Source organism: Paraburkholderia sp. BR14312 (assembly GCF_040948675.1).
GTDB classification, from domain to species: Bacteria; Pseudomonadota; Gammaproteobacteria; order Burkholderiales; family Burkholderiaceae; genus Paraburkholderia; species Paraburkholderia nodosa_A.
In genome coordinates this window covers 333,231-350,904 of the sequence record NZ_JBFPKI010000009.1, presented here as the reverse complement: position 1 = coordinate 350,904, position 17,674 = coordinate 333,231, and the positions used below count along the sequence as shown (strand labels likewise).

14 protein-coding genes and 1 riboswitch are annotated in these 17,674 nt (G+C 68.3%); of the genes, 8 read left to right on the top strand and 6 right to left on the bottom strand.

Annotated elements, in window-relative coordinates:
- The first annotated feature begins 166 nt into the window (after window positions 1-166).
- The 4 genes from cobW to AB3X98_RS26015 all read left to right on the top strand — a co-directional run bounded on the left by cobW (window position 167) and on the right by AB3X98_RS26015 (window position 6,776).
- Window positions 167-1,258: a cobalamin biosynthesis protein CobW gene (gene cobW, locus AB3X98_RS26030; protein WP_342946460.1), complete on the top strand. Its 1,092-nt coding sequence runs from the start codon at window positions 167-169 to the stop codon at window positions 1,256-1,258.
- A 27-nt stretch (window positions 1,259-1,285) separates the two neighbouring features.
- Complete coding sequence (gene cobN, locus AB3X98_RS26025) at window positions 1,286-5,080, top strand: cobaltochelatase subunit CobN (protein WP_368602857.1); 3,795 nt, start codon at window positions 1,286-1,288, stop codon at window positions 5,078-5,080.
- Entirely contained in the window at window positions 5,077-6,111 is a 1,035-nt protein-coding gene (locus tag AB3X98_RS26020; RefSeq protein WP_368602858.1) for an ATP-binding protein, read from the top strand. Before cobN ends, AB3X98_RS26020 begins: the two co-directional genes overlap by 4 nt.
- A 140-nt stretch (window positions 6,112-6,251) precedes the next feature.
- Entirely contained in the window at window positions 6,252-6,776 is a 525-nt protein-coding gene (locus AB3X98_RS26015) for a VWA domain-containing protein (RefSeq protein WP_368602859.1), read from the top strand.
- A gap of 7 nt (window positions 6,777-6,783) precedes the next feature.
- Here AB3X98_RS26015 and AB3X98_RS26010 read toward each other — a convergent pair whose 3' ends face one another.
- On the bottom strand, window positions 6,784-7,794 hold the full coding sequence (locus tag AB3X98_RS26010; protein ID WP_368602860.1) for a flagellar brake protein: 1,011 nt from the start codon (window positions 7,792-7,794) through the stop codon (window positions 6,784-6,786).
- Between the two features lie 171 nt (window positions 7,795-7,965).
- Here AB3X98_RS26010 and AB3X98_RS26005 point away from each other — a divergent pair, with 171 nt between their 5' ends.
- Complete coding sequence (locus AB3X98_RS26005; protein WP_368602861.1) at window positions 7,966-9,537, top strand: diguanylate cyclase; 1,572 nt, start codon at window positions 7,966-7,968, stop codon at window positions 9,535-9,537.
- Between the two features lie 8 nt (window positions 9,538-9,545).
- Here the strand turns inward: AB3X98_RS26005 and cobJ are convergent, their stop codons facing one another.
- Genes cobJ through cobG form a run of 4 tightly spaced genes read right to left on the bottom strand, consistent with a single transcriptional unit; the run spans window position 9,546 to window position 13,979 of the window.
- Window positions 9,546-11,255, bottom strand: coding sequence for a precorrin-3B C(17)-methyltransferase (gene cobJ, locus AB3X98_RS26000; RefSeq protein WP_368602862.1), 1,710 nt, complete (start codon window positions 11,253-11,255; stop codon window positions 9,546-9,548).
- The gene (locus AB3X98_RS25995; RefSeq protein ID WP_368602863.1) at window positions 11,243-11,974 is read right to left on the bottom strand and encodes a precorrin-2 C(20)-methyltransferase; all 732 of its coding nucleotides are present in this window, start codon (window positions 11,972-11,974) and stop codon (window positions 11,243-11,245) included. The genes cobJ and AB3X98_RS25995 overlap by 13 nt, the downstream gene beginning before the upstream one ends.
- Window positions 11,975-12,601 carry a precorrin-8X methylmutase gene (locus AB3X98_RS25990; RefSeq protein ID WP_368602864.1) on the bottom strand — a complete coding sequence of 209 codons (627 nt, stop codon included), beginning with the start codon at window positions 12,599-12,601 and terminating at the stop codon, window positions 11,975-11,977. It abuts the gene before it with no gap.
- Complete coding sequence (gene cobG, locus AB3X98_RS25985) at window positions 12,594-13,979, bottom strand: precorrin-3B synthase (RefSeq protein ID WP_368602865.1); 1,386 nt, start codon at window positions 13,977-13,979, stop codon at window positions 12,594-12,596. The genes AB3X98_RS25990 and cobG overlap by 8 nt, the downstream gene beginning before the upstream one ends.
- Window positions 13,980-14,074: 95 nt before the next feature.
- Window positions 14,075-14,262: riboswitch (cobalamin riboswitch) on the bottom strand.
- 185 nt (window positions 14,263-14,447) lie between these two features.
- Between cobG and cbiE the strand changes: the two genes are divergently transcribed.
- From cbiE to cobM, 3 genes are read left to right on the top strand one after another with little or no spacing between them, the layout of a single operon-like run.
- On the top strand, window positions 14,448-15,674 hold the full coding sequence (cbiE, locus tag AB3X98_RS25980) for a precorrin-6y C5,15-methyltransferase (decarboxylating) subunit CbiE (protein ID WP_368602866.1): 1,227 nt from the start codon (window positions 14,448-14,450) through the stop codon (window positions 15,672-15,674).
- Entirely contained in the window at window positions 15,671-16,414 is a 744-nt protein-coding gene (locus tag AB3X98_RS25975) for a cobalt-precorrin-6A reductase (protein WP_368602867.1), read from the top strand. Before cbiE ends, AB3X98_RS25975 begins: the two co-directional genes overlap by 4 nt.
- Window positions 16,411-17,148, top strand: coding sequence for a precorrin-4 C(11)-methyltransferase (cobM, locus tag AB3X98_RS25970; protein WP_368602868.1), 738 nt, complete (start codon window positions 16,411-16,413; stop codon window positions 17,146-17,148). The genes AB3X98_RS25975 and cobM overlap by 4 nt, the downstream gene beginning before the upstream one ends.
- On the opposite strand, the gene AB3X98_RS25965 is transcribed toward cobM, so the two are convergent.
- The gene (locus AB3X98_RS25965; protein ID WP_368602869.1) at window positions 17,145-17,591 is read right to left on the bottom strand and encodes a MarR family winged helix-turn-helix transcriptional regulator; all 447 of its coding nucleotides are present in this window, start codon (window positions 17,589-17,591) and stop codon (window positions 17,145-17,147) included. The two genes, cobM and AB3X98_RS25965, sit on opposite strands and share 4 nt — an antisense overlap.
- Between the last annotated feature and the right edge of the window lie 83 nt (window positions 17,592-17,674).

Below are 17,674 nucleotides of genomic sequence, written 5' to 3'. Positions count from 1 at the left end.
CGAGGCCCGGGTGCGTTTCTGGTCGTTCGTCCCCTGCAGGTTGTTGAATCGTTGCGCGTGACAGCGTCTCCATGGATACGCGCGTGTGCGCAACACGGCACCCGCACGAACGGCAGGCGCGACGCACCATGCCCCTCGATACGGCCTGGCGCCGAAGGAGCACTTCATGCAAATGCGCAAGATTCCGGTCACGATCGTGACGGGCTTTCTCGGCAGCGGTAAAACCACGTTGCTGCGTCACATTCTCCAGCACGCGGGCGGCCTGCGCGTCGCGGTCATCGTCAACGAATTCGGCGAACTCGGTATCGACGGCGAGATTCTGCGCGGTTGCGGCATTGGCTGCGACGAGAACGGCAACGAAACGGAAGGCCAGCTCTACGAACTCGCGAACGGCTGCCTTTGCTGCACCGTGCAGGAAGAGTTCTTCCCCGTGATGGAGAAACTGCTCGAACGCCGCGGCGATGTCGATCACGTGCTGATCGAAACTTCGGGCCTCGCGCTGCCCAAACCGCTCGTGCAGGCGTTCAACTGGCCGTCGATTCGCAACGCGTTCACCGTCGATGCGGTCGTGACCGTGGTGGACGGCCCCGCCGCCGCGAGCGGGCAGTTCGCCGAAAATCCGCAGGCCGTGGACGCGCAGCGCCGCGCCGACCCGAACCTCGATCACGAGTCGCCGCTGCACGAGCTGTTCGAAGACCAGCTTTCGGCGGCCGACCTCGTCATTCTCAACAAGACCGATCTGCTGGACGTTGCGGGCCAGGACGCGCTCATCGCCGAACTGCGCGAAGAGCTGCCGCCGCAGGTGAAGATCGTGCGCGCGCAGCACGGCAAGCTCGATCTGCATACGCTGCTCGGGCTCGAGGCGGCCTCGGAGGAGAGCATTCATCTGCGGCACGACCATCACGGTTCCGCCGACGATCCCGATCATCATCATGACGAGTTCGATTCGGTTGTGGTGTCGGGCAATGCGGCTTCGCGCGAGACTGTGATCGAGGCGCTGCAGCAACTCGTCGATGCGCACACGATCTATCGCGTGAAGGGTTTTGCCGCGTTGCCGGGCGCGCCCATGCGCCTCGTGATTCAAGGCGTGGGCCGTCGCTTCGACAGCTATTTCGACCGCCGCTGGAACGCGCAGGAAAGCGCGGCGCAGCCGCTTGCGAGCCGCTTCGTGCTGATCGGAGAGGATCTCGATGGCGCGACGCTGCAAGCGGCCTTCGATGTCGCACTGGCGAATGTGCAGACCGCGGGCGCGAAGTGATCGCACCGAGCTAGACGAGGCCGTCCCATGCATTTGCTGCGCACTACGCCAGGCGGTTTCGTCGATGACACGCAGGGCGTTATCCGGATCGACCAGCAGCCCGCCGAGATCGTCGTGCTCAGTTCGGCGGACACGACGCTCGCGCTGCTGGCAAGCGTCGTGCCGCGCCTGCCCGCAGGTTTTCCGAGCGTGCGGCTTGCGAACGTCACCTATTTGCGCCAGCCCGCGTCGGTGGACTTCTACGTCGATGATGTCTTGCAGCACGCGCGCGTGGTGGTGGTCGATCATCTGGGCGGCGAAACGTACTGGCCATATGGCATCGAGCAGGTCGTCTCGCTAGCCGAGCGCCGCGGGCAACTGCTCGCGATGTTTTCGGGCGACTTGCAGGAAGACCCCAATCTCATCGCGAAGAGCCGCGCCGAGCCCGAGTTTTGCCGCTTGCTGTGGCGTTATCTGCGCGAAGGCGGCGCGGGCAACGCCGAATCGTTCCTGCGTGCGCTCGCGTGGCGCGCATTCGACTGGGGCAGCGAGCCTGCGCCGCCCATTGCGTTGCCCGCCGCTGCGCTCTATTGCCCGCAGCGCGACGTCGCGACCATCGACGAATGGCGCGTGCGCTGGCAACCTGGCGCGCCGGTCGTCGCGCTGCTGTTTTACAAGGCGCATCTGCAGGCGGCGAACACCGCCGCTTTCGATGCCCTCATCGACGCGCTGCTCGCGCGCGGCCTGAACCCGCTGCCGCTTGCGATCACGTCGCTCAAGGACACTTTGAGCCGCGACGTGCTCGATCAACTGGCGGCCGAGCACGACGTCTCGCTCGTGCTGAATACCACGGCCTTCGCGGCTTCGTCGCTCGACGACCCCGAACCGATCGCGCTCGCCGGCGACGCGCCCGTGCTCCAGGTGATCCTGAGCGGCGGCAATCGCGAAGACTGGGTGAAGGACAATCACGGCCTGAATTCGCGTGACATCGCCATGCATATCGCGCTGCCCGAAGTGGACGGCCGCGTGATTACGCGTGCGATCAGCTTCAAGGGCCTCGCATACCACTGCAAGGAGACGCAGGTCGATGTCGTGCGCTATCAGCCCGATGCCGAGCGCGTGGCGTTCGTCGCCGAACTGGCGCGCCGGTGGTGCCGTCTGCGCAGCCTGCCGAACGCGGAGAAGAAACTCGCGCTCGTGCTCGCGAACTATCCGATGAGCGAAGGGCGCATTGGCAACGGCGTGGGACTCGACACGCCGGCCTCGGTGGTCGGCATCCTGCGCATGCTGCGTGACGAAGGCTATCGTGTGGCCGATCTGCCCGAAGACGGCGACGCGCTCATGCGCATCCTCACGCAGGGCGTGACGAACGATCCCGACACCCGCGCGCTGCGCCCCGCATGGCAGAGTCTTTCCCTCGATGATTACCGCGCGCGCTTCTCGCAGTTGCCCGCCGAGGCGCAAAACGCGCTGATCGCGCGCTGGGGCGTGCCGGAGGACGACCCCACCGTGCGCCGCGGCCGCTTCATGATTGCGGGCTGGCGCTGTGGCCAGGTGTTCGTGGGCATTCAGCCTTCGCGCTCGCGCGGCGACGACACCTACGCGAACTACCACGACGCCGAACTCGTGCCGCCGCACGCGTATCTCGCGTTTTACTTCTGGCTGCGCGAGACCTTCGGCATCGACGCCATCGCGCACGTGGGCAAGCACGGCAACCTGGAGTGGCTGCCGGGCAAGAGCGTGGCGCTCGCCGACACCTGCTGGCCCGACATGGCGCTCGGGCCGCTGCCGCATCTGTACCCGTTCATCGTCAACGATCCGGGCGAGGGGAGCCAGGCCAAGCGCCGCGCCCAGGCCGTGATCATCGATCACCTGATGCCGCCGCTCACGCGCGCCGAAAACTACGGACCGCTGCAAGACCTCGAACGTCAGGTCGATGAGTATTACGAAGCATTGATGGTGGACCCGCGCCGCGCGAAGCTGCTGCGCAAGACCATACTCGCGACCATCATCGAGCATCGGCTGCACGAGGAATTGAGCGTCGCCGCGCCGCAGGATCAGGCTGGCGAAGACGAATTGCTCACGCGCGCCGACGCGTACCTGTGCGAGCTGAAGGAAGCGCAGATTCGCGACGGCCTGCATACGTTCGGCGAATCGCCGCAAGGCCAGCAGCGGTGCGACACGCTGCTCGCGCTCGGACGATACGCATGCGGGGACGGGCAGGGCGCGAACGCAGGTCTCATCGATGCGCTCGCGCGAGACCTGCGCATCGATTACCTCGTCGATCCGGCCACGGTCGATTGGGCTGCGCCGTGGCAAGGCCCGCGTCCACCACGGCTCGCAGCGGTGAGCGATACGCCATGGCGTCATGCGGGCGACACGCGCGAACGCCTGGAAATGCTCGCGGCCACGCTGATCGAAGACATTTGCTCAGGTCAACGAAGCGATGCGGAGACTGCGTCGCTGCCCCACGCTGCCCAGGTGCTCGCGCGCCTGCGCGACGACGTGCTGCCGCGCCTCGACGCCTGCGGCCCCGAAGAGATGCGCCAGCTGCGTCGTGGCTTCGAAGGCCGCTTCGTGCCGCCAGGCCCGAGTGGTTCGCCCTCGCGCGGCCGCCCCGATGTGCTGCCCACGGGCCGCAACTTCTACTCCGTCGATACGCGCGCCATTCCGACGCAAGCAGCGTGGGCGCTCGGCATGAAATCGGCGCATCAACTCATCGAGCGCCATCTGCAGGAGCACGGCGACTACCCGCGCGCCATTGGGCTTTCGGTCTGGGGCACGGCGACGATGCGCACCGGCGGCGACGACATCGCCCAGGCGTTCGCGCTGATCGGCGTGCGGCCGAAGTGGGCCGCCGGCAGCCAGCGCGTGACCGACTTCGAGATCATGCCGGTCGAGGCGCTGGACCGGCCGCGCATCGACGTGACGCTGCGCGTATCGGGCTTTTTCCGCGACGCGTTTCCCAACGTCATGCATCTGTTCGACGCCGCCGTGCAGGCGGTGGCCGATCTCGACGAGCCGGAGCACCAGAACCCGCTGCGCGCACGCGTGCTGCGCGAGCGCGATGCGCTGGTCGCGAACGGCATGGCCGCCGACGAGGCGCGACGCCGCGCGGGCTGGCGTGTCTTCAGCGCGCGCCCCGGCGCGTATGGCGCGGGCTTGCAGTCGTTGATCGACCATCGCCAGTGGCAGACCGACGCCGATCTCGCGAACGCGTACCAGGCGTGGGGCGGTTACGCCTACGCACAAAAGAGCGCTGGCGACGAGGCGAGCGAGGCGTTCCGCGCGCGACTCGCGACACTCGACGTGGTCCTGCAGAACCAGGACAACCGCGAACACGACCTGCTCGACTCGAACGACTACTACCAGTTCCAGGGCGGCATGGCCGTGGCGGCGCGGCATTTTTCGCAGGCCCAGCCCGCGCTCTATCACGCGGACCACAGCAACCCCGCCGCGCCGCGCATTCGTCCGCTGCACGAAGAGATTGCGCGCGTGATCCGCTCGCGCGTGGTGAACCCGAAGTGGATCGACGGCGTGAAGCGCCACGGTTATAAGGGCGCGGCGGAAATGGCGGCGACCGTGGATTACCTGTTTGGCTATGACGCGACTGCGCGCGTGGTGGGAGATCATCAGTACGCGCTCGTCGCGAACGCCTACGTGCACGACGACGACACGCGCGAATTCATGCAGCGCCACAATCCGCACGCGCTGCATGCCGTGTGCGAGCGCCTGCTCGAAGCGATCCAGCGCGGGCTCTGGCAGGAGCCGGGCGAGCATCGCGCACAACTCGAACACCGTCTGCTCGAAGCCGGGCAGCATCTGGAAGGATCAGGACCATGAGCGAAGCGGCCACGCGTCCCGCTTTTCCTTTTACCGCGCTGGTTGGCCAGGCGGCATTGCAGCGCGCGCTGCTGCTCGCGGCCATCGACCCCGCGATCGGCGGCGTGCTGGTGAGCGGGCCGCGCGGCACCGCGAAATCCACGGCGGCGCGTGCGCTCGCGGCGCTCTTGCCGGAAGGCGCGTTCGTCACGCTGCCGCTCGGCGCGAGCGAGGACAAGCTGATCGGCACGCTCGACCTCGAAGCGGCGTTGCGCGAGAGCGCGGTGCGCTTCGCGCCGGGGCTGCTCGCGCGCGCACACGGCGGCGTGCTTTACGTGGACGAAGTGAACCTGCTGCCCGACGCGCTCGTCGACGTGCTGCTCGACGCGGCGGCGAGCGGCGTGAATACCGTGGAACGCGATGGCGTGTCGCACACGCACGACGCGCACTTCGTGCTGGTTGGCACGATGAATCCCGAAGAGGGCGAGTTGCGTCCGCAATTGCTCGATCGCTTCGGCTTGATGGTCGAACTCGGCACGCCTTATGACGTCGCTGAACGGCAACGCATCGTCAAGGCGCGGCTTGCATTCGACGCCGATCCGCAGGCGTTTTGTGCGGTGCGCGAGGCCGAACAGCGCGCGCTCGCGCAGCGCATCGCGGCGGCCCGCGATGCGCTCGACAAGCTCGACTGGAGCGACGCCGTCCACGAGCGCGCCGCGCAGCGTTGCATCGAGGCCGCTGTCGACGGCTTGCGCGCCGATCTCGTGATGCTGCGTGCGGCGCGCGCGCTCGCCGCGTTCGAAGGGGCGCAGGCGGTGAGCCCGGAACACGTCGACGAGGTTGCCGATTGCGTGCTCGCGCATCGCCGGCACGCCATGCCGCAGCGCTCCGATGTGCCGTCTTCACCCGAGACGCAGCCGCCCGCCTCGCCGAGGCACGAAGACAAGCACACCGAAACATCATCGGATGCCGATTGGGGCGAGCTGCCGCCCGAGCCCGTCGCGGCGAAGGCCGTGAAGGGCGTGATCCCGCTGCCCGCAAAAAAACGCTGACCCGTCGGGCACAGGCCGCCACCTCGGCACAGGGCGGCGCTCGACGGCGAGAAGGCCCGGGACGCGGTCCCGCACAAGTTGCGAAGCACGGCGAGCGCATCGCCTGGCCGCCCACGCTCGCAGCCAAACGCGCCGGATCGTTGCAGGCGCGACATTTCCGCTACGCCAAACGCAAGACGGGGTCCGGCGCGCTCCATTGCTTCGTGCTGGACTGCTCGGCTTCGATGCTCGCGCGCGGCCAGCTCGCGCTCGCCAAGGGGTTGTTGATCGCGCTATTCGACCGCGCCCGCGCCGAGCGTGTGGAAGTGGCGCTGATTGCTTTTGGGGGTGCCGGCGCCGAGCTGAGGTTCGGGCCCGCGGTGCCGCGCTGGTGGAACGAGCGCTGGATCGAGCCGATCGGCGGGGGCGGCGGCACGCCGCTCGAAGCGGGCATCGGCTGGGCGGCACAGGTGCTCGACACTGCCGCGCGCCGCGATCCGGCGCGCACCCGCCATCTCTGGCTGTTCAGCGACGGCCGCACGACGCAGTGGCCCGCGCGGCCACGCCACGCCGACCACGTTACGGTGATTGATTGCGAACTTGGCGCGCTGCGCCTGGGGCGCTGCGAGGCACTCGCGCAAGCATGGGCCGGCGAGTGCCTGGACGCTCAGGCGCTGCTCGCCTGAACGCGCGTCAGCGCATGCTGCCGGTCCAGTAGAGTACGTCGTCCTGACGATCGAATACGTACACTTTCATCGCCATTTGCTCGGCGGCCGTGAGGCGGTCGAGTTCGAGGCCGAGCGTCGCGTGCGCGGGGTCGCCCGTTTCCGCTTGCACGTTGCGGATGACAGCGCTGGTTTCGATCGCCGTTGCGTTGTCGCCCGAGCGCAGCTGGAAGGCCACGCGCAGCCGCTCGCCAACCTTGCCGAGCGCCCACGCGGCGCTCACCGAAAGCCCGAGCGCGCTGATCCCGCGCGCGAGCGCCACGCCGTCATAACCCGCACCTTCCTCGCCGATGCCGTAGCGCACGGGAAATTGCGCGCGCACCCGAATCGAGCGGCGTTCGCGCAGGCGGCGGATGTTGGCGGGCTTCGAAAGCACGAGATAGTCGAGCGGCGACTGGCTGAGCGCATGCACGGTGCATACGAAGCGATAGACGGCCTGGCTCGCAATCGCGACGATCTCCACGTTTTCACCCGGCGTGATGGCGACGGGGCGGCCATCGACATAGGGCGTCGTCACGAAGAGCGCCTCGTTGGGCGCGAAACCGATCATGCGGCACGGGTGCATCGGCGCGCCGCTCGCACCCATCTGCGGACGCAGGCCCATCAGCGCGCCGATGGTCAGGTGCATGTCGCGCGTGGTGGCCGCGGTATCGCCGATGCTAGCCCCATTCGCGGCCGTCGCGCTCTCCGGTGCAACCTCGAGCCGTTCCTTGTCGCCGCGATGCGGCGCGAAATGCAGGAACAGGAAGTCGCGTTCCGCTTCACCCATCAGCACCGAGCCGGCATCGAGCAGCAAGGCGCCGTCCCGATCGACGACAGGCCAGGCGAGCGGTTCGCCGACCGGCAGGGCTTGCGGCGTGAGCGGGGCGGCTTCGGTTGCAGCGTCGGCTGCGGCGTCGGTGGCCGCGGCTTGATCTTCAGTGGTCGGGTTGGTCATCGGCGCAGGGTGGACGGTGAGCGGTTCGCGTCGCGAATTCACTTCGCGGGTTCACCTGGTTTACGGCGCTACGACCGGGAAATTGAGTATGTGCCGCGATTCGAAGGCGGTTTCGCGAGCCGCAGTATGATGGCGCCTGAATGCGATCTGTAATCGGCCGGCACGCGGTACGAGCGGTATCAACGGAACGCGCGGAGCAAGAGGAAACGCCTCATGAAGCTCTGGACACGATGTTTGCGAATCCTCCGCCAATGGAACCGGGCGCTCATGCAGTGGGTGGGCAGCCATCCGTTCATTGTCGGCACGATGGGCTCGCTAGTCGGCGCGGCCATCGTTGCCATCGTGCTGTTGGGGCTGATGCAGCAGCGCACCCAGGCCATCTTCGGCACGCAGCGCCATTCGGCCGCGCTCGTTGCGCTGATGTCGAACGACCTCGAGGCGAATTTCGGCATCTACGACCTTTTGCTGATCGATGCCGCCGAAAGCGCGCGCGACCCGCGCACGCAAGGGCTTCCGGCCGACATCCGCCGCAAGTTGCTGTTCGGCCGCGTGGCGGCCGGCGCGTATCTCGACGACGCGTTCAGTGCCGACGCGAGCGGCAATATCGTGGAATCGCGGGACGGCCGCGCGTATCCCGGCGTCAATCTGGCGGATCGCGACTATTTCACGGTGCAGCGCGATCGCTCGGTCGGCATGTATATTTCGGACCCGATTCGCTCGCGCACGCGCGAAGGCCAATATTCGATTGCGCTGTCACGCCGCGTGACCGAATACGACGGCTCGTTTGGCGGCGTCGTGCTGCTCACGCTGCGGCTTGCCTATTTTCAGCAACTGTTCGACCGGATCGACGTCGACCCGAAGGGCAGCGCGTTTATCCTGCTGAACGACGGGACCATGCTCGCGCACCGTCCCTATTCGGACTACGAATTGGGTGCGCAAGTCGGCGAGCTGGAATACATCCAGCCGATGCTGAAGGCGGGCGCCGGCTCGTTCATCGCCGCGGGCGAGGAGGACGAGGTCGAACGCATCTACACGTTCAAGCGTGTTCCGCACACGACGCTCATCGCGGTGGTCGCGCCTTCCGTGGACGGCGCGCTCGACGCATGGCGGCACCGCCTGCAAATCTATGCGCCGATGGCGTTGATCTTCGGCGCGCTGATTGCGGCTTCGTCGTGGCTGCTCGCACTGTCGATGCGCACGCGGCTCGCCACGCAAAAAGAATTCGAACGTCTCGCGGTTACCGACGCGCTCACGGGCCTCTTCAACCGGCGCGCGCTCGACTTGCGCATCGAAACCGAATGGCAGCACGCGAGACGCGCGGGCGAACCGCTCTCGGTGCTCTTCATCGATATCGACAAGTTCAAGCTCTTCAACGACTTCTACGGGCACGCAGAGGGCGATAAGGTGCTCGCTGCCGTGGCACGCGCGATACGCGAGGCCTGCCGCCGCGCCACGGACATGGTTGCGCGCTACGGCGGCGAAGAGTTCGCCGCGGTCCTGCCGGCCACGCCGGCGGACGGCGCCGTGAAAATCGCGGAAGCGGTGCGCCAGCAAGTGGCGGCGCTCGGAATCGCGCACGAGCACAGCGAATACGGCACGCTGACCGTGAGCATTGGCTGCGCCACCTGCGTGCCGCACAAGCGCGATGGCGCGCAGGCGCTGCTGCGCGCCGCCGACGCGGAGCTTTACGCCGCGAAGCAGGCGGGGCGCAATCAGGTGAAAGCGCGCGAGTTCGAGGGTGCACCACCCGACCCGCGCGACGCGCTGCCTACCTTGAAGGCGTGAGCGCTTTTTTAGGCATCCTCGCGATACCAACGCGGCGTGTAAATCCATTCGCCGCCGTCACCACGAGCGAACCCGCGTGTGGCCGACGACCCGACGATCACCATCGTGCGCATATCGACGTCCGCCGAACGCAGTTCGCCCAGGGTCATGGCGCGCAGCGTCTCGCCGGGGCGGCCTACGTCGCGGCCCAGCACCACGCGCGTGTGCGGCGCGCGCACGCTGCGCACGATTTCCAGCGCGCGCTCGAGCTGCCAGGGCCGCGCGCGCGAGATGGGGTTGTAGAACGCCATCACGAGATCGGCCTGCGCCGCGTGCAGGAGGCGCTTTTCGATCACCGTCCACGGCTTCAGGTTGTCGGAAAGCGAAAGCATGCAGAAGTCGTGGCCGAGCGGCGCGCCGACTTGCGCCGCCGTGGCGAGCGCTGCGGAAACGCCTGGCACGATAGCCAGCTCGACGGCATGCCAGCGTGCGTCGTCCGAGCCTTCGAGCGCTTCGAGCACGGCGGCCGCCATGGCGAACACACCGGGGTCGCCCGAGGAAACCACGGCCACGCGCCGGCCCTCGCTTGCCATCTCGAACGCGTGGCGGGCGCGCTGCAGTTCTTCGCGGTTGTCGGTGGCGTGGCGCTGCTGGTCCGCGCGAAACGGGCCCGCCATCTCGACATAGGTTGCATAGCCGACGATATCGGTGGCGCTGTCGAGCGCGGCGCGCGCGGCAGGCGTAAGCAGGTCGGCGCGGCCGGGGCCGAGGCCCACCACCGTGAGCTTGCCGCGCGCGCGGCCCAACGTGAGCGGGTCGAGCGGCGCAGCCGCGCAGGCGAGGGCGACGCCGTCGTCGTTCGGCGTGTAGCGCTCGACGTCCGCCGCGAGGTCGAGGGCGGCGAGCGTAGCTTGCGCCGTGTTCTCCTCGCTATCGACGAAGCGCAGCGGTACGCCGAGTTCCGCTGCCGCCTGCGCGAGCGACGCATCGCGCATGTGCGCAGCAGGGGCGACGAGCGCCGCGAGCGCAAGCGGCGCGAGGCCGTGCGCATCGAGCGCGCGGCGCACGTTATCGGCAAGCGCTTCGCGTGGCGCACCCACGGCCGCGACGATGCTGCGCGGATGAATGACGAGGTCGTCGGGACTGCCGTCCCAGACGTGCGCGCTCACGCGGATGGCATGGCGCGCCGCGGCCTCGCGTGGCAGATCGACATTTTCGAGCCACGGTGCGTGGCCGTCCACGCGTGTCGCTGCGCCCGCAAGCAGATCGGAGACGAAGCGCTTGCCTTGCGCGAGGCTCGCGAGCGCATAGCCCGCAGGCGGATTGAGCAGGCAGGTGCCGAAGCGCAATTCGCCGCTCGTCGTGATGGCGGGCGCAACCGCGAGCGCCGCGCCGATTTCGCGTGCCATGACGTTCACGCCCGTGAGTCCACCGAGCAGCGGCACGACGGCGCTGCCGTCCTCGGCGAGCGCGAGCACCGGCGGCTCTGCGCCCTTGTTGGCAAGGAGCGGCGCGAGGCAGCGGATCACGATGCCCGCCGCACACAGCGCGACGATGGGCAGGCCGCGCGTATAGCATTCGCGCAAATGCGCGCCAAGTTCGCTGAACGCGACATCGCCCGCCACGCGGCCCTCCAGCGCATGGACCTGCGCGCCTGGGTAAAGCGTCTGCACGCGCCGCGCCGTGGCGAGCGCGCCGGGCCCGAGAATGACGATGGCGGGCGGCGTCACGACTGCCATTTCACCCCCGGCACGACGAGCAGCGAGAAGTACGGCGAAGCCATCGGATCGACGTCGTCGAGCGGGACGATGCGCTGGTTCGCCATGGTTGCGCGCTCGACATACAGCGCGCGATGCGCGAGGTCCAGTTCGCCCAGCACGCGGCGCACCTTGTCGAAATTGCGGCCCAGTTTCATGATTACGGCGGCGTCCGCGTCGGCCAGGCGCCGGCGCAATTCGTCCTCGGGCAGCACGCCCGAGAGTACGGCGAGGCTCTGGTTGCGGTAGACGAGCGGCACGCCCAGCACCGCCGCGCCGCCCAGCATCGAGCACACGCCCGGCACGACTTCGGCCTCGTAGTGTGCGGCGAGCCGGTCGTGCAGATACATGTACGAGCCGTAGAAGAACGGATCGCCTTCGCAGATCACGGCCACGTCGCGTCCGGCGTCGAGATGGCGCGAAAGCGTTTGTGCCGCGCCGTCGTAGAAGTCGGCGATGATCGCTTCGTACGAGAGCGGCGGTTCGAGCGCTTCGGTCGTCACGGGGTACACGAGCGGCAGGCGTTCCTGCTCCGCTTCGAGATGGGCCTCGACGATGCCGAACGCATTGCCTTTCTTGCCCTTCGCGACGAAATACGCGACCACGGGCGCGGCCTTGAGCAGGCGCAGCGCCTTGAGCGTGAGCAGTTCGGGGTCGCCGGGGCCGACGCCAATGCCGTGCAGACGTCCTTTGCGGATCATTTATTCGGTCTCCGAAGCGAGTGCGTTGACGGCGGCGGCGGCCATCGCGCTGCCGCCGCGGCGGCCGTGCACGACGACGAAGGGCACGCCGTGACTTTCGGCTGCGAGCTGCGCCTTGGACTCGGCCGCGCCGACGAAGCCGACGGGAAAGCCGAGGATGAGCGCGGGGCGTGGGGCGCCGGCGGCAATCATGTCGAGCAGATAAAAGAGCGCGGTGGGCGCATTGCCGATCGCAACGACGCTGCCTGCCAGATGCGGCCGCCACAGTTCGAGCGCGGCTGCCGAGCGCGTGTTGCCGATCTCGCGCGCGAGATCCGGGACGGCGGGATCGTCGAGTGTGCAGATCACGGCGTTGTCCGCGGGCAAGCGCGCGCGCGTCACGCCATAAGCGACCATTTTCGCGTCGCAGAGAATCGGCGCGCCGCCCGCGAGCGCGTTGCGGCCCGCCGTGCCCGCGCCCGCGGAAAACGCGAGGTCGGCGACCACGTCGACCATGCCGCATGCATGAATCACGCGCACGGCGAGTTTTTCGAGGTCGGCGGGAATGCGCGAGAGGTCGGCTTCGGCGCGGATCGTCGCGAACGACTCGCGATAGATCGCCTGGCCGTCGCGAATGTAATCAGACATCTTGGGTACTCCGGGGCCGCTGCGCGAGTGCCAGCGCGGCGGCTTCGATCGTCAGGCTGCGCGCGACGAGCTGGCCGAAGCCGCTTTGCGTATCGTCGCGCTGGTACAGGTCGTAGTGGTCGGGGGCGCTGGCGAGCAACGTGAACGGCGCGCAATGCGCGGCTGCGCAGGAGCGCTCGCAGCCGCTCAGGTGGGCTTCGGCGCCGGGCGGCAGCAGGGCGGCGAGGCGCTGGGCGTCGGCTTTCGTGTCCGCGCGGCTTTTTGCGCATCCCGTCGAGCCGGTGCACGCGATCAGGCGCGCGAGCGGGTCGGCGCGCGAGACGATGAGACCGAGCGCGTGCAGGCGTTCGAGCGCGGCGGGCATGGCGTGCGCGGGCACGTTCGGCAGCAGCACGCCTTGCCAGGGCGTCACGCGCAGCGTCGCATCGCCCGAGTCTTCCGCGAGCGCGGCGAGTGCGCGCAGCGTTGGCGCGTCGATACGGCCGAGCGCGGGCTGCGCGCCCACGTAGCTGCGGCCGTCGGCGTGCAGCGCGTGCGCGCCGAGGCGCAGGTCGGCTGGACTCGCCGCGCGGCGCCACGCGTGCAGCGTGGCGTCGTCACGCGTCAGCGCGCATTCGCCATGCTGTTGCGCGCGCTGTAGCAGCGCATCGAGCGAATGAGTGGCGAGGACGTCGCGCATGCGGGTGGCGTCCGCGTCCGCGAGATCGAGGAACGCATGCAACAGCGCGCGCATCGATGCGCAAACGTCTTCGGCCGCGAGCGTGCCGACTGGCTGCGCCGTGGGGCAACCTGCGAGCCCCAGCGCGAAGCGCACCGTTGCGCCATAAGGCAGCGCGGCGAGCCAGATGTCGTGCGGATGCTCGAGCATCGCCACACGTTCACCGCCGTCGAGTTGCAGCGCGAACTTGGGCGAGAGTGCGGCGAAGCGTGGCTCGCGCTGCATCATGTCGATGAGCGCGGCGGCGAGTTCCGTCGTGTCCCACAACGCGTCAGGGTCGAGGCCCGCGAGCGGGCTCAGCATCACGTTGCGCAATTCGTCGGCGGCGCATGCACGCTCGACCGGGCTCGCGGCGTCGATGCCGGCAGGGCCGAGGCCTGCGTCGATCAGCGCGGCGCTCAATGCCGCTTCTTCGCCGGCGCGCACGCCGCGAATCTGCACGTTCGCGCGATTGGTCAGTTCGAGTACGCCGTTCGCGTGCGTCGACGCTGCGTCGGCGAGGGCCCGCGCACGCGCGGCGCTCAGCGCGCTGCCAGGCAGGCGGATGCGGCACAGGCCGCCGTCGCGCGCCGCGGCCACGCGCAGGAGCCCCGGGCACGCCGAGGGGCGGAGCACGGCCAATGCGGCAGCGGGCGAGACAGGCTTCGTTTCGTGTTTCAAGGCATTACCGGGTAAGCATCACGCTGGAGCGGCGCGTTGCCCGCACGGCAGGCGGGAAACGGCAGCGGTATCGGTACACCCCGTCCGATATGGGTTCGCGCGAACAGTCGGCCGGCAGGTCTCCTGGCTCGCAGGACGTGAACCGCATCGGCCTTCCCGGTAAAACCAGTGGCTCGGGTGGATGCGGTCTCGCTGCTCACAGTCGCGGGGCGGCCACAGCTTGCTGTGTTCCCTGATTGCGATCCGGAGTTAGCGCTTCAGCGCTTACTCCGGTCCCATGCAAAGCTGCGATCCGGAGTTAGCGCTTCAGCGCTTACTCCGGTCCCATGCAAAGCTCCGGTCCCATGCAAAACTGCCTTAAAGGCGCCGGCGGACACGGTATTATGCCCGTTTTCACGCGTGCTCCGCCCCACAATAGGGCTGCGGGTCCGTGGCGGTGTAGAGAAACAGGCAACGGCGGGAGAGCGAATGCAGGGCACGCAGGCATGGCTGACGGTGGTGGGCATCGGCGACGATGGATACGCGGGGCTCGGGCGCGACGCGCGGCGCGTGCTGTTCGACGCGGCCATCGTGACGGGTGGCGAACGCCATCTGGCGATGCTGCCCTCGCGCGTGCGTGCACGGCGCGAAGCGTGGCCCCAGCCGTTTAGCGTCGAGGCGCTGCTTGCGTACCGCGAGTCGAATCAGTCCGTATGCGTGCTCGCGAGCGGCGACCCCATGCTGTTCGGCGTGGGCGCGACGCTCGCGCGCCGCGTGGTGCCCGGTGAAATGCGCGTGCTGCCCGCGCCGTCGTCGCTCTCGCTCGCGGCGGCGCGCAAGGGGTGGGCGCTGCAAGATACGGCGATGGTCTCGCTCGTCGGTCGTCCGCTCGATGCGCTGCGCCGCCATCTCTACGCGCGCTCGCGCGTGCTCGCGTTGAGCGCGGATGGGCGCACGCCCGCGGCGCTTGCCGCGTTGCTCGCCGAAGCGGGCTTCGGCGCCACGCGTCTTGCCGTGTTCGAGCATCTGGGCGGCCCGCTCGAACGCCGCATAGAAGGCCGCGCCGATGCGTGGCACGTTGAAGAAGCCGCGGCGCTCAATCTGGTCGCGTTCGAATGCGAAAGCGATAGTGCGCAGACGCCCGCGCGCGGCTGGACGCTCACGCCAGGGCTTCCCGACGACGCCTACCGACACGACGGTCAGATTACGAAGCGCGACGTGCGCGCGCTCACGCTCGCGCGTCTCGCGCCGACGCCCGGCGCGTTGCTGTGGGACGTGGGCGCGGGCAGCGGCTCGATCGGCATCGAATGGATGCGTTCGCACGCCGCTTGCCGCGCGATCGCGATCGAGGCGAACGCCGAGCGTCAACGCTTCATCGAGCACAATCGCGCGGCGTTGGGCGTGCCGGGTTTGCAACTCGTTGCGGGCCGCGCGCCCGACGCGCTCGCAGGGCTCGCCGCGCCAGACGCGGTCTTTATCGGCGGCGGCGTGACCGTACCCGGCGTGCTGGACGCGTGCTGGGCGGCGCTCGCGAGCGGCGGGCGGCTCGTCGCGAACGCGGTGACGTTGCAGAGCGAAGCGGCACTCGTGGCATGGCGCGCGCAGCACGGCGGCACGCTCACGCGCGTCGGCATCGGCGAGGCGCAGCCGCTGGGCGGCTTCGACACCTGGCGTCAGGCCTTGCCCGTCACGCTTTACGAGGCCGTCAAGCCATGACGGCGCGCATCCTGCTGCTCGGCGGCACCGGCGATGCGCTGGCGATCGCGCGCACGCTCGGCCCCCAGCACGTCTACTCGCTCGCGGGCCTTGGCCGCGTGCCCGCCGATCTCGCCTGCGCGGTGCGGGTGGGCGGCTTTGGCGGAGCCGAAGGGCTCGCGCGTTTTCTCGCGGACGAAAACATCACACTGGTTTTCGACGCCACGCATCCCTATGCCGCGCAGATCAGCGCCAACGCGGCGCGTGCGTGCGAAGCGGCACACGTGCCGTACTGGGCGCTGCGGCGTGCGCCGTGGCAGCCGCAGCCCGGCGACGACTGGCGCATGGTGAGCGGCTGGGCCGGCGTGGTCGAAGCGGTCATGCCGTTCGCGCGCCCGCTCTTCACGCTCGGGCGCGAGCCGCTTGCGCATCTGAACGAGGTGCCGGAGCATCAGCACTGGACGGTTCGTTGCCTCGAAGCGCATCCTGGCCACGCCCGTGCGCGCATCATCGACGCGCGCGGGCCGTTCACGGCCGTTGGCGAGCGCACGCTCTTTACCGAAGCGCGCATCGACGTCGTGGTCAGCAAGAACAGCGGCGGCGCGGCGACCGAAGCGAAGCTCGCCGTCGCGCGCGAAATGGGCTTGCCCGTGGTGATGATGCAGCGCCCGCCGCTGCCCGACGCGCAACGTGAATTCACGTCGGCGCAAGCGGCAATCGACGCGCTCGCGAACCCTATTCAGCGGAGTTTCCACGCATGACCGTTTTCTTCATCGGCGCGGGGCCTGGCGATCCTGAACTGATCACCGTGAAAGGCCAGCGCCTCGTGCGCAATTGCCCCGTCATTCTCTACGCGGGCTCGCTCGTGCCGCCCGCCGTGCTGGAGGGCCACCGCGCGCACAAGGTGGTGGACACGGCGCCGCTCACGCTCGACGAGATCGTCGCGCTGCTCGAAAACGCGCATGCCCAGGGCTTCGACGTGGCGCGCGTGCATTCGGGCGACCCGTCGCTCTATGGCGCGATCGGCGAGCAGATCCGGCGGTTGCGTATGCTCGGTATTCCTTATGAAGTCGTGCCCGGCGTGACCGCGACCGCTGCGTGCGCGGCGGCGCTCGGCAGCGAACTCACGCTGCCCGGCATTTCGCAGACGCTCATTCTCACGCGCTACGCCACCAAAACGTCGATGCCCGAAGGCGAGCAGTTAGGCGACCTCGCGCGTCACCGAGCGACGCTCGCGATTCACCTGGGCGTGCGCCATATCGCGCGCATCGTCGAGGAATTGCTGCCGCACTACGGCGAAGATTGCCCGGTCGCGGTGATTTATCGCGCGAGCTGGCCCGACGAGGAACGCGTAACGGGCACGCTCGCGGATATCGCGCAGAAGGTGCTCGCTACGGATATCGAGCGTACCGCGCTCATTCTCGTAGGGCGCGTGCTCGAGGCGGAGGGGTTTGCGGATTCGAAGCTGTATGGGGCGCAAAAGCGCCACGACTAGGAAAGCGCGCGCAAGTGCGCGCGCAGCTTGTCCACCTCGCCCTCGGCGAACTCCTTTTCGATCTCCTCATGCGTTTGCTGCCATAGCGGAAACGCAGCGTTGAGCAGCCGATGCCCCTCGTCCGTGAGGCTCAGCAGACGGCTGCGCTTGTCTTCCGGGTCGTGCTCGATGACCACGAGACCGCGCCGCTCCAGCGGCTTGAGTGCGGCCGTGAGGGTGGTGCGGTCCATGGCGAGCAGCGACGCCACGTCTTTCATACCGGGCGGATGCGGCCGGTTCAGCGACATCAGCAGCGAAAACTGCCCGTTCGTGAGATCGAGCGGACGCAGCACGTCGTCGAAAATGCGCGCGAGATTGCGTGCCGCCCGCTGCATATGCAGACACAGGCAGCAATCGCACACCAATAGCGTGGTTTCGAAGGGAAGTTTCTTTGCGCGTGCCATGTTGCAATTATGTTGATATCAACCTATGCTGTCAAGGCCGGATGGGCGACATACCGTTGCTCCCGTTTTCAGACCAGCAACCA

Coding starts and splice junctions, on each gene's coding strand:
- cobN (WP_368602857.1), top strand. CDS start 1,286: ATGCATTTGCTGCGCACTACGCCAGGCGGTTTCGTCGATGACACGCAG.
- cobW (WP_342946460.1), top strand. CDS start 167: ATGCAAATGCGCAAGATTCCGGTCACGATCGTGACGGGCTTTCTCGGC.
- cobM (WP_368602868.1), top strand. CDS start 16,411: ATGACCGTTTTCTTCATCGGCGCGGGGCCTGGCGATCCTGAACTGATC.
- AB3X98_RS25965 (WP_368602869.1), bottom strand. CDS start 17,591: ATGGCACGCGCAAAGAAACTTCCCTTCGAAACCACGCTATTGGTGTGC.
- AB3X98_RS25975 (WP_368602867.1), top strand. CDS start 15,671: ATGACGGCGCGCATCCTGCTGCTCGGCGGCACCGGCGATGCGCTGGCG.
- AB3X98_RS25995 (WP_368602863.1), bottom strand. CDS start 11,974: ATGATCCGCAAAGGACGTCTGCACGGCATTGGCGTCGGCCCCGGCGAC.
- AB3X98_RS26020 (WP_368602858.1), top strand. CDS start 5,077: ATGAGCGAAGCGGCCACGCGTCCCGCTTTTCCTTTTACCGCGCTGGTT.
- cbiE (WP_368602866.1), top strand. CDS start 14,448: ATGCAGGGCACGCAGGCATGGCTGACGGTGGTGGGCATCGGCGACGAT.
- AB3X98_RS25990 (WP_368602864.1), bottom strand. CDS start 12,601: ATGTCTGATTACATTCGCGACGGCCAGGCGATCTATCGCGAGTCGTTC.
- AB3X98_RS26005 (WP_368602861.1), top strand. CDS start 7,966: ATGAAGCTCTGGACACGATGTTTGCGAATCCTCCGCCAATGGAACCGG.
- cobJ (WP_368602862.1), bottom strand. CDS start 11,255: ATGGCAGTCGTGACGCCGCCCGCCATCGTCATTCTCGGGCCCGGCGCG.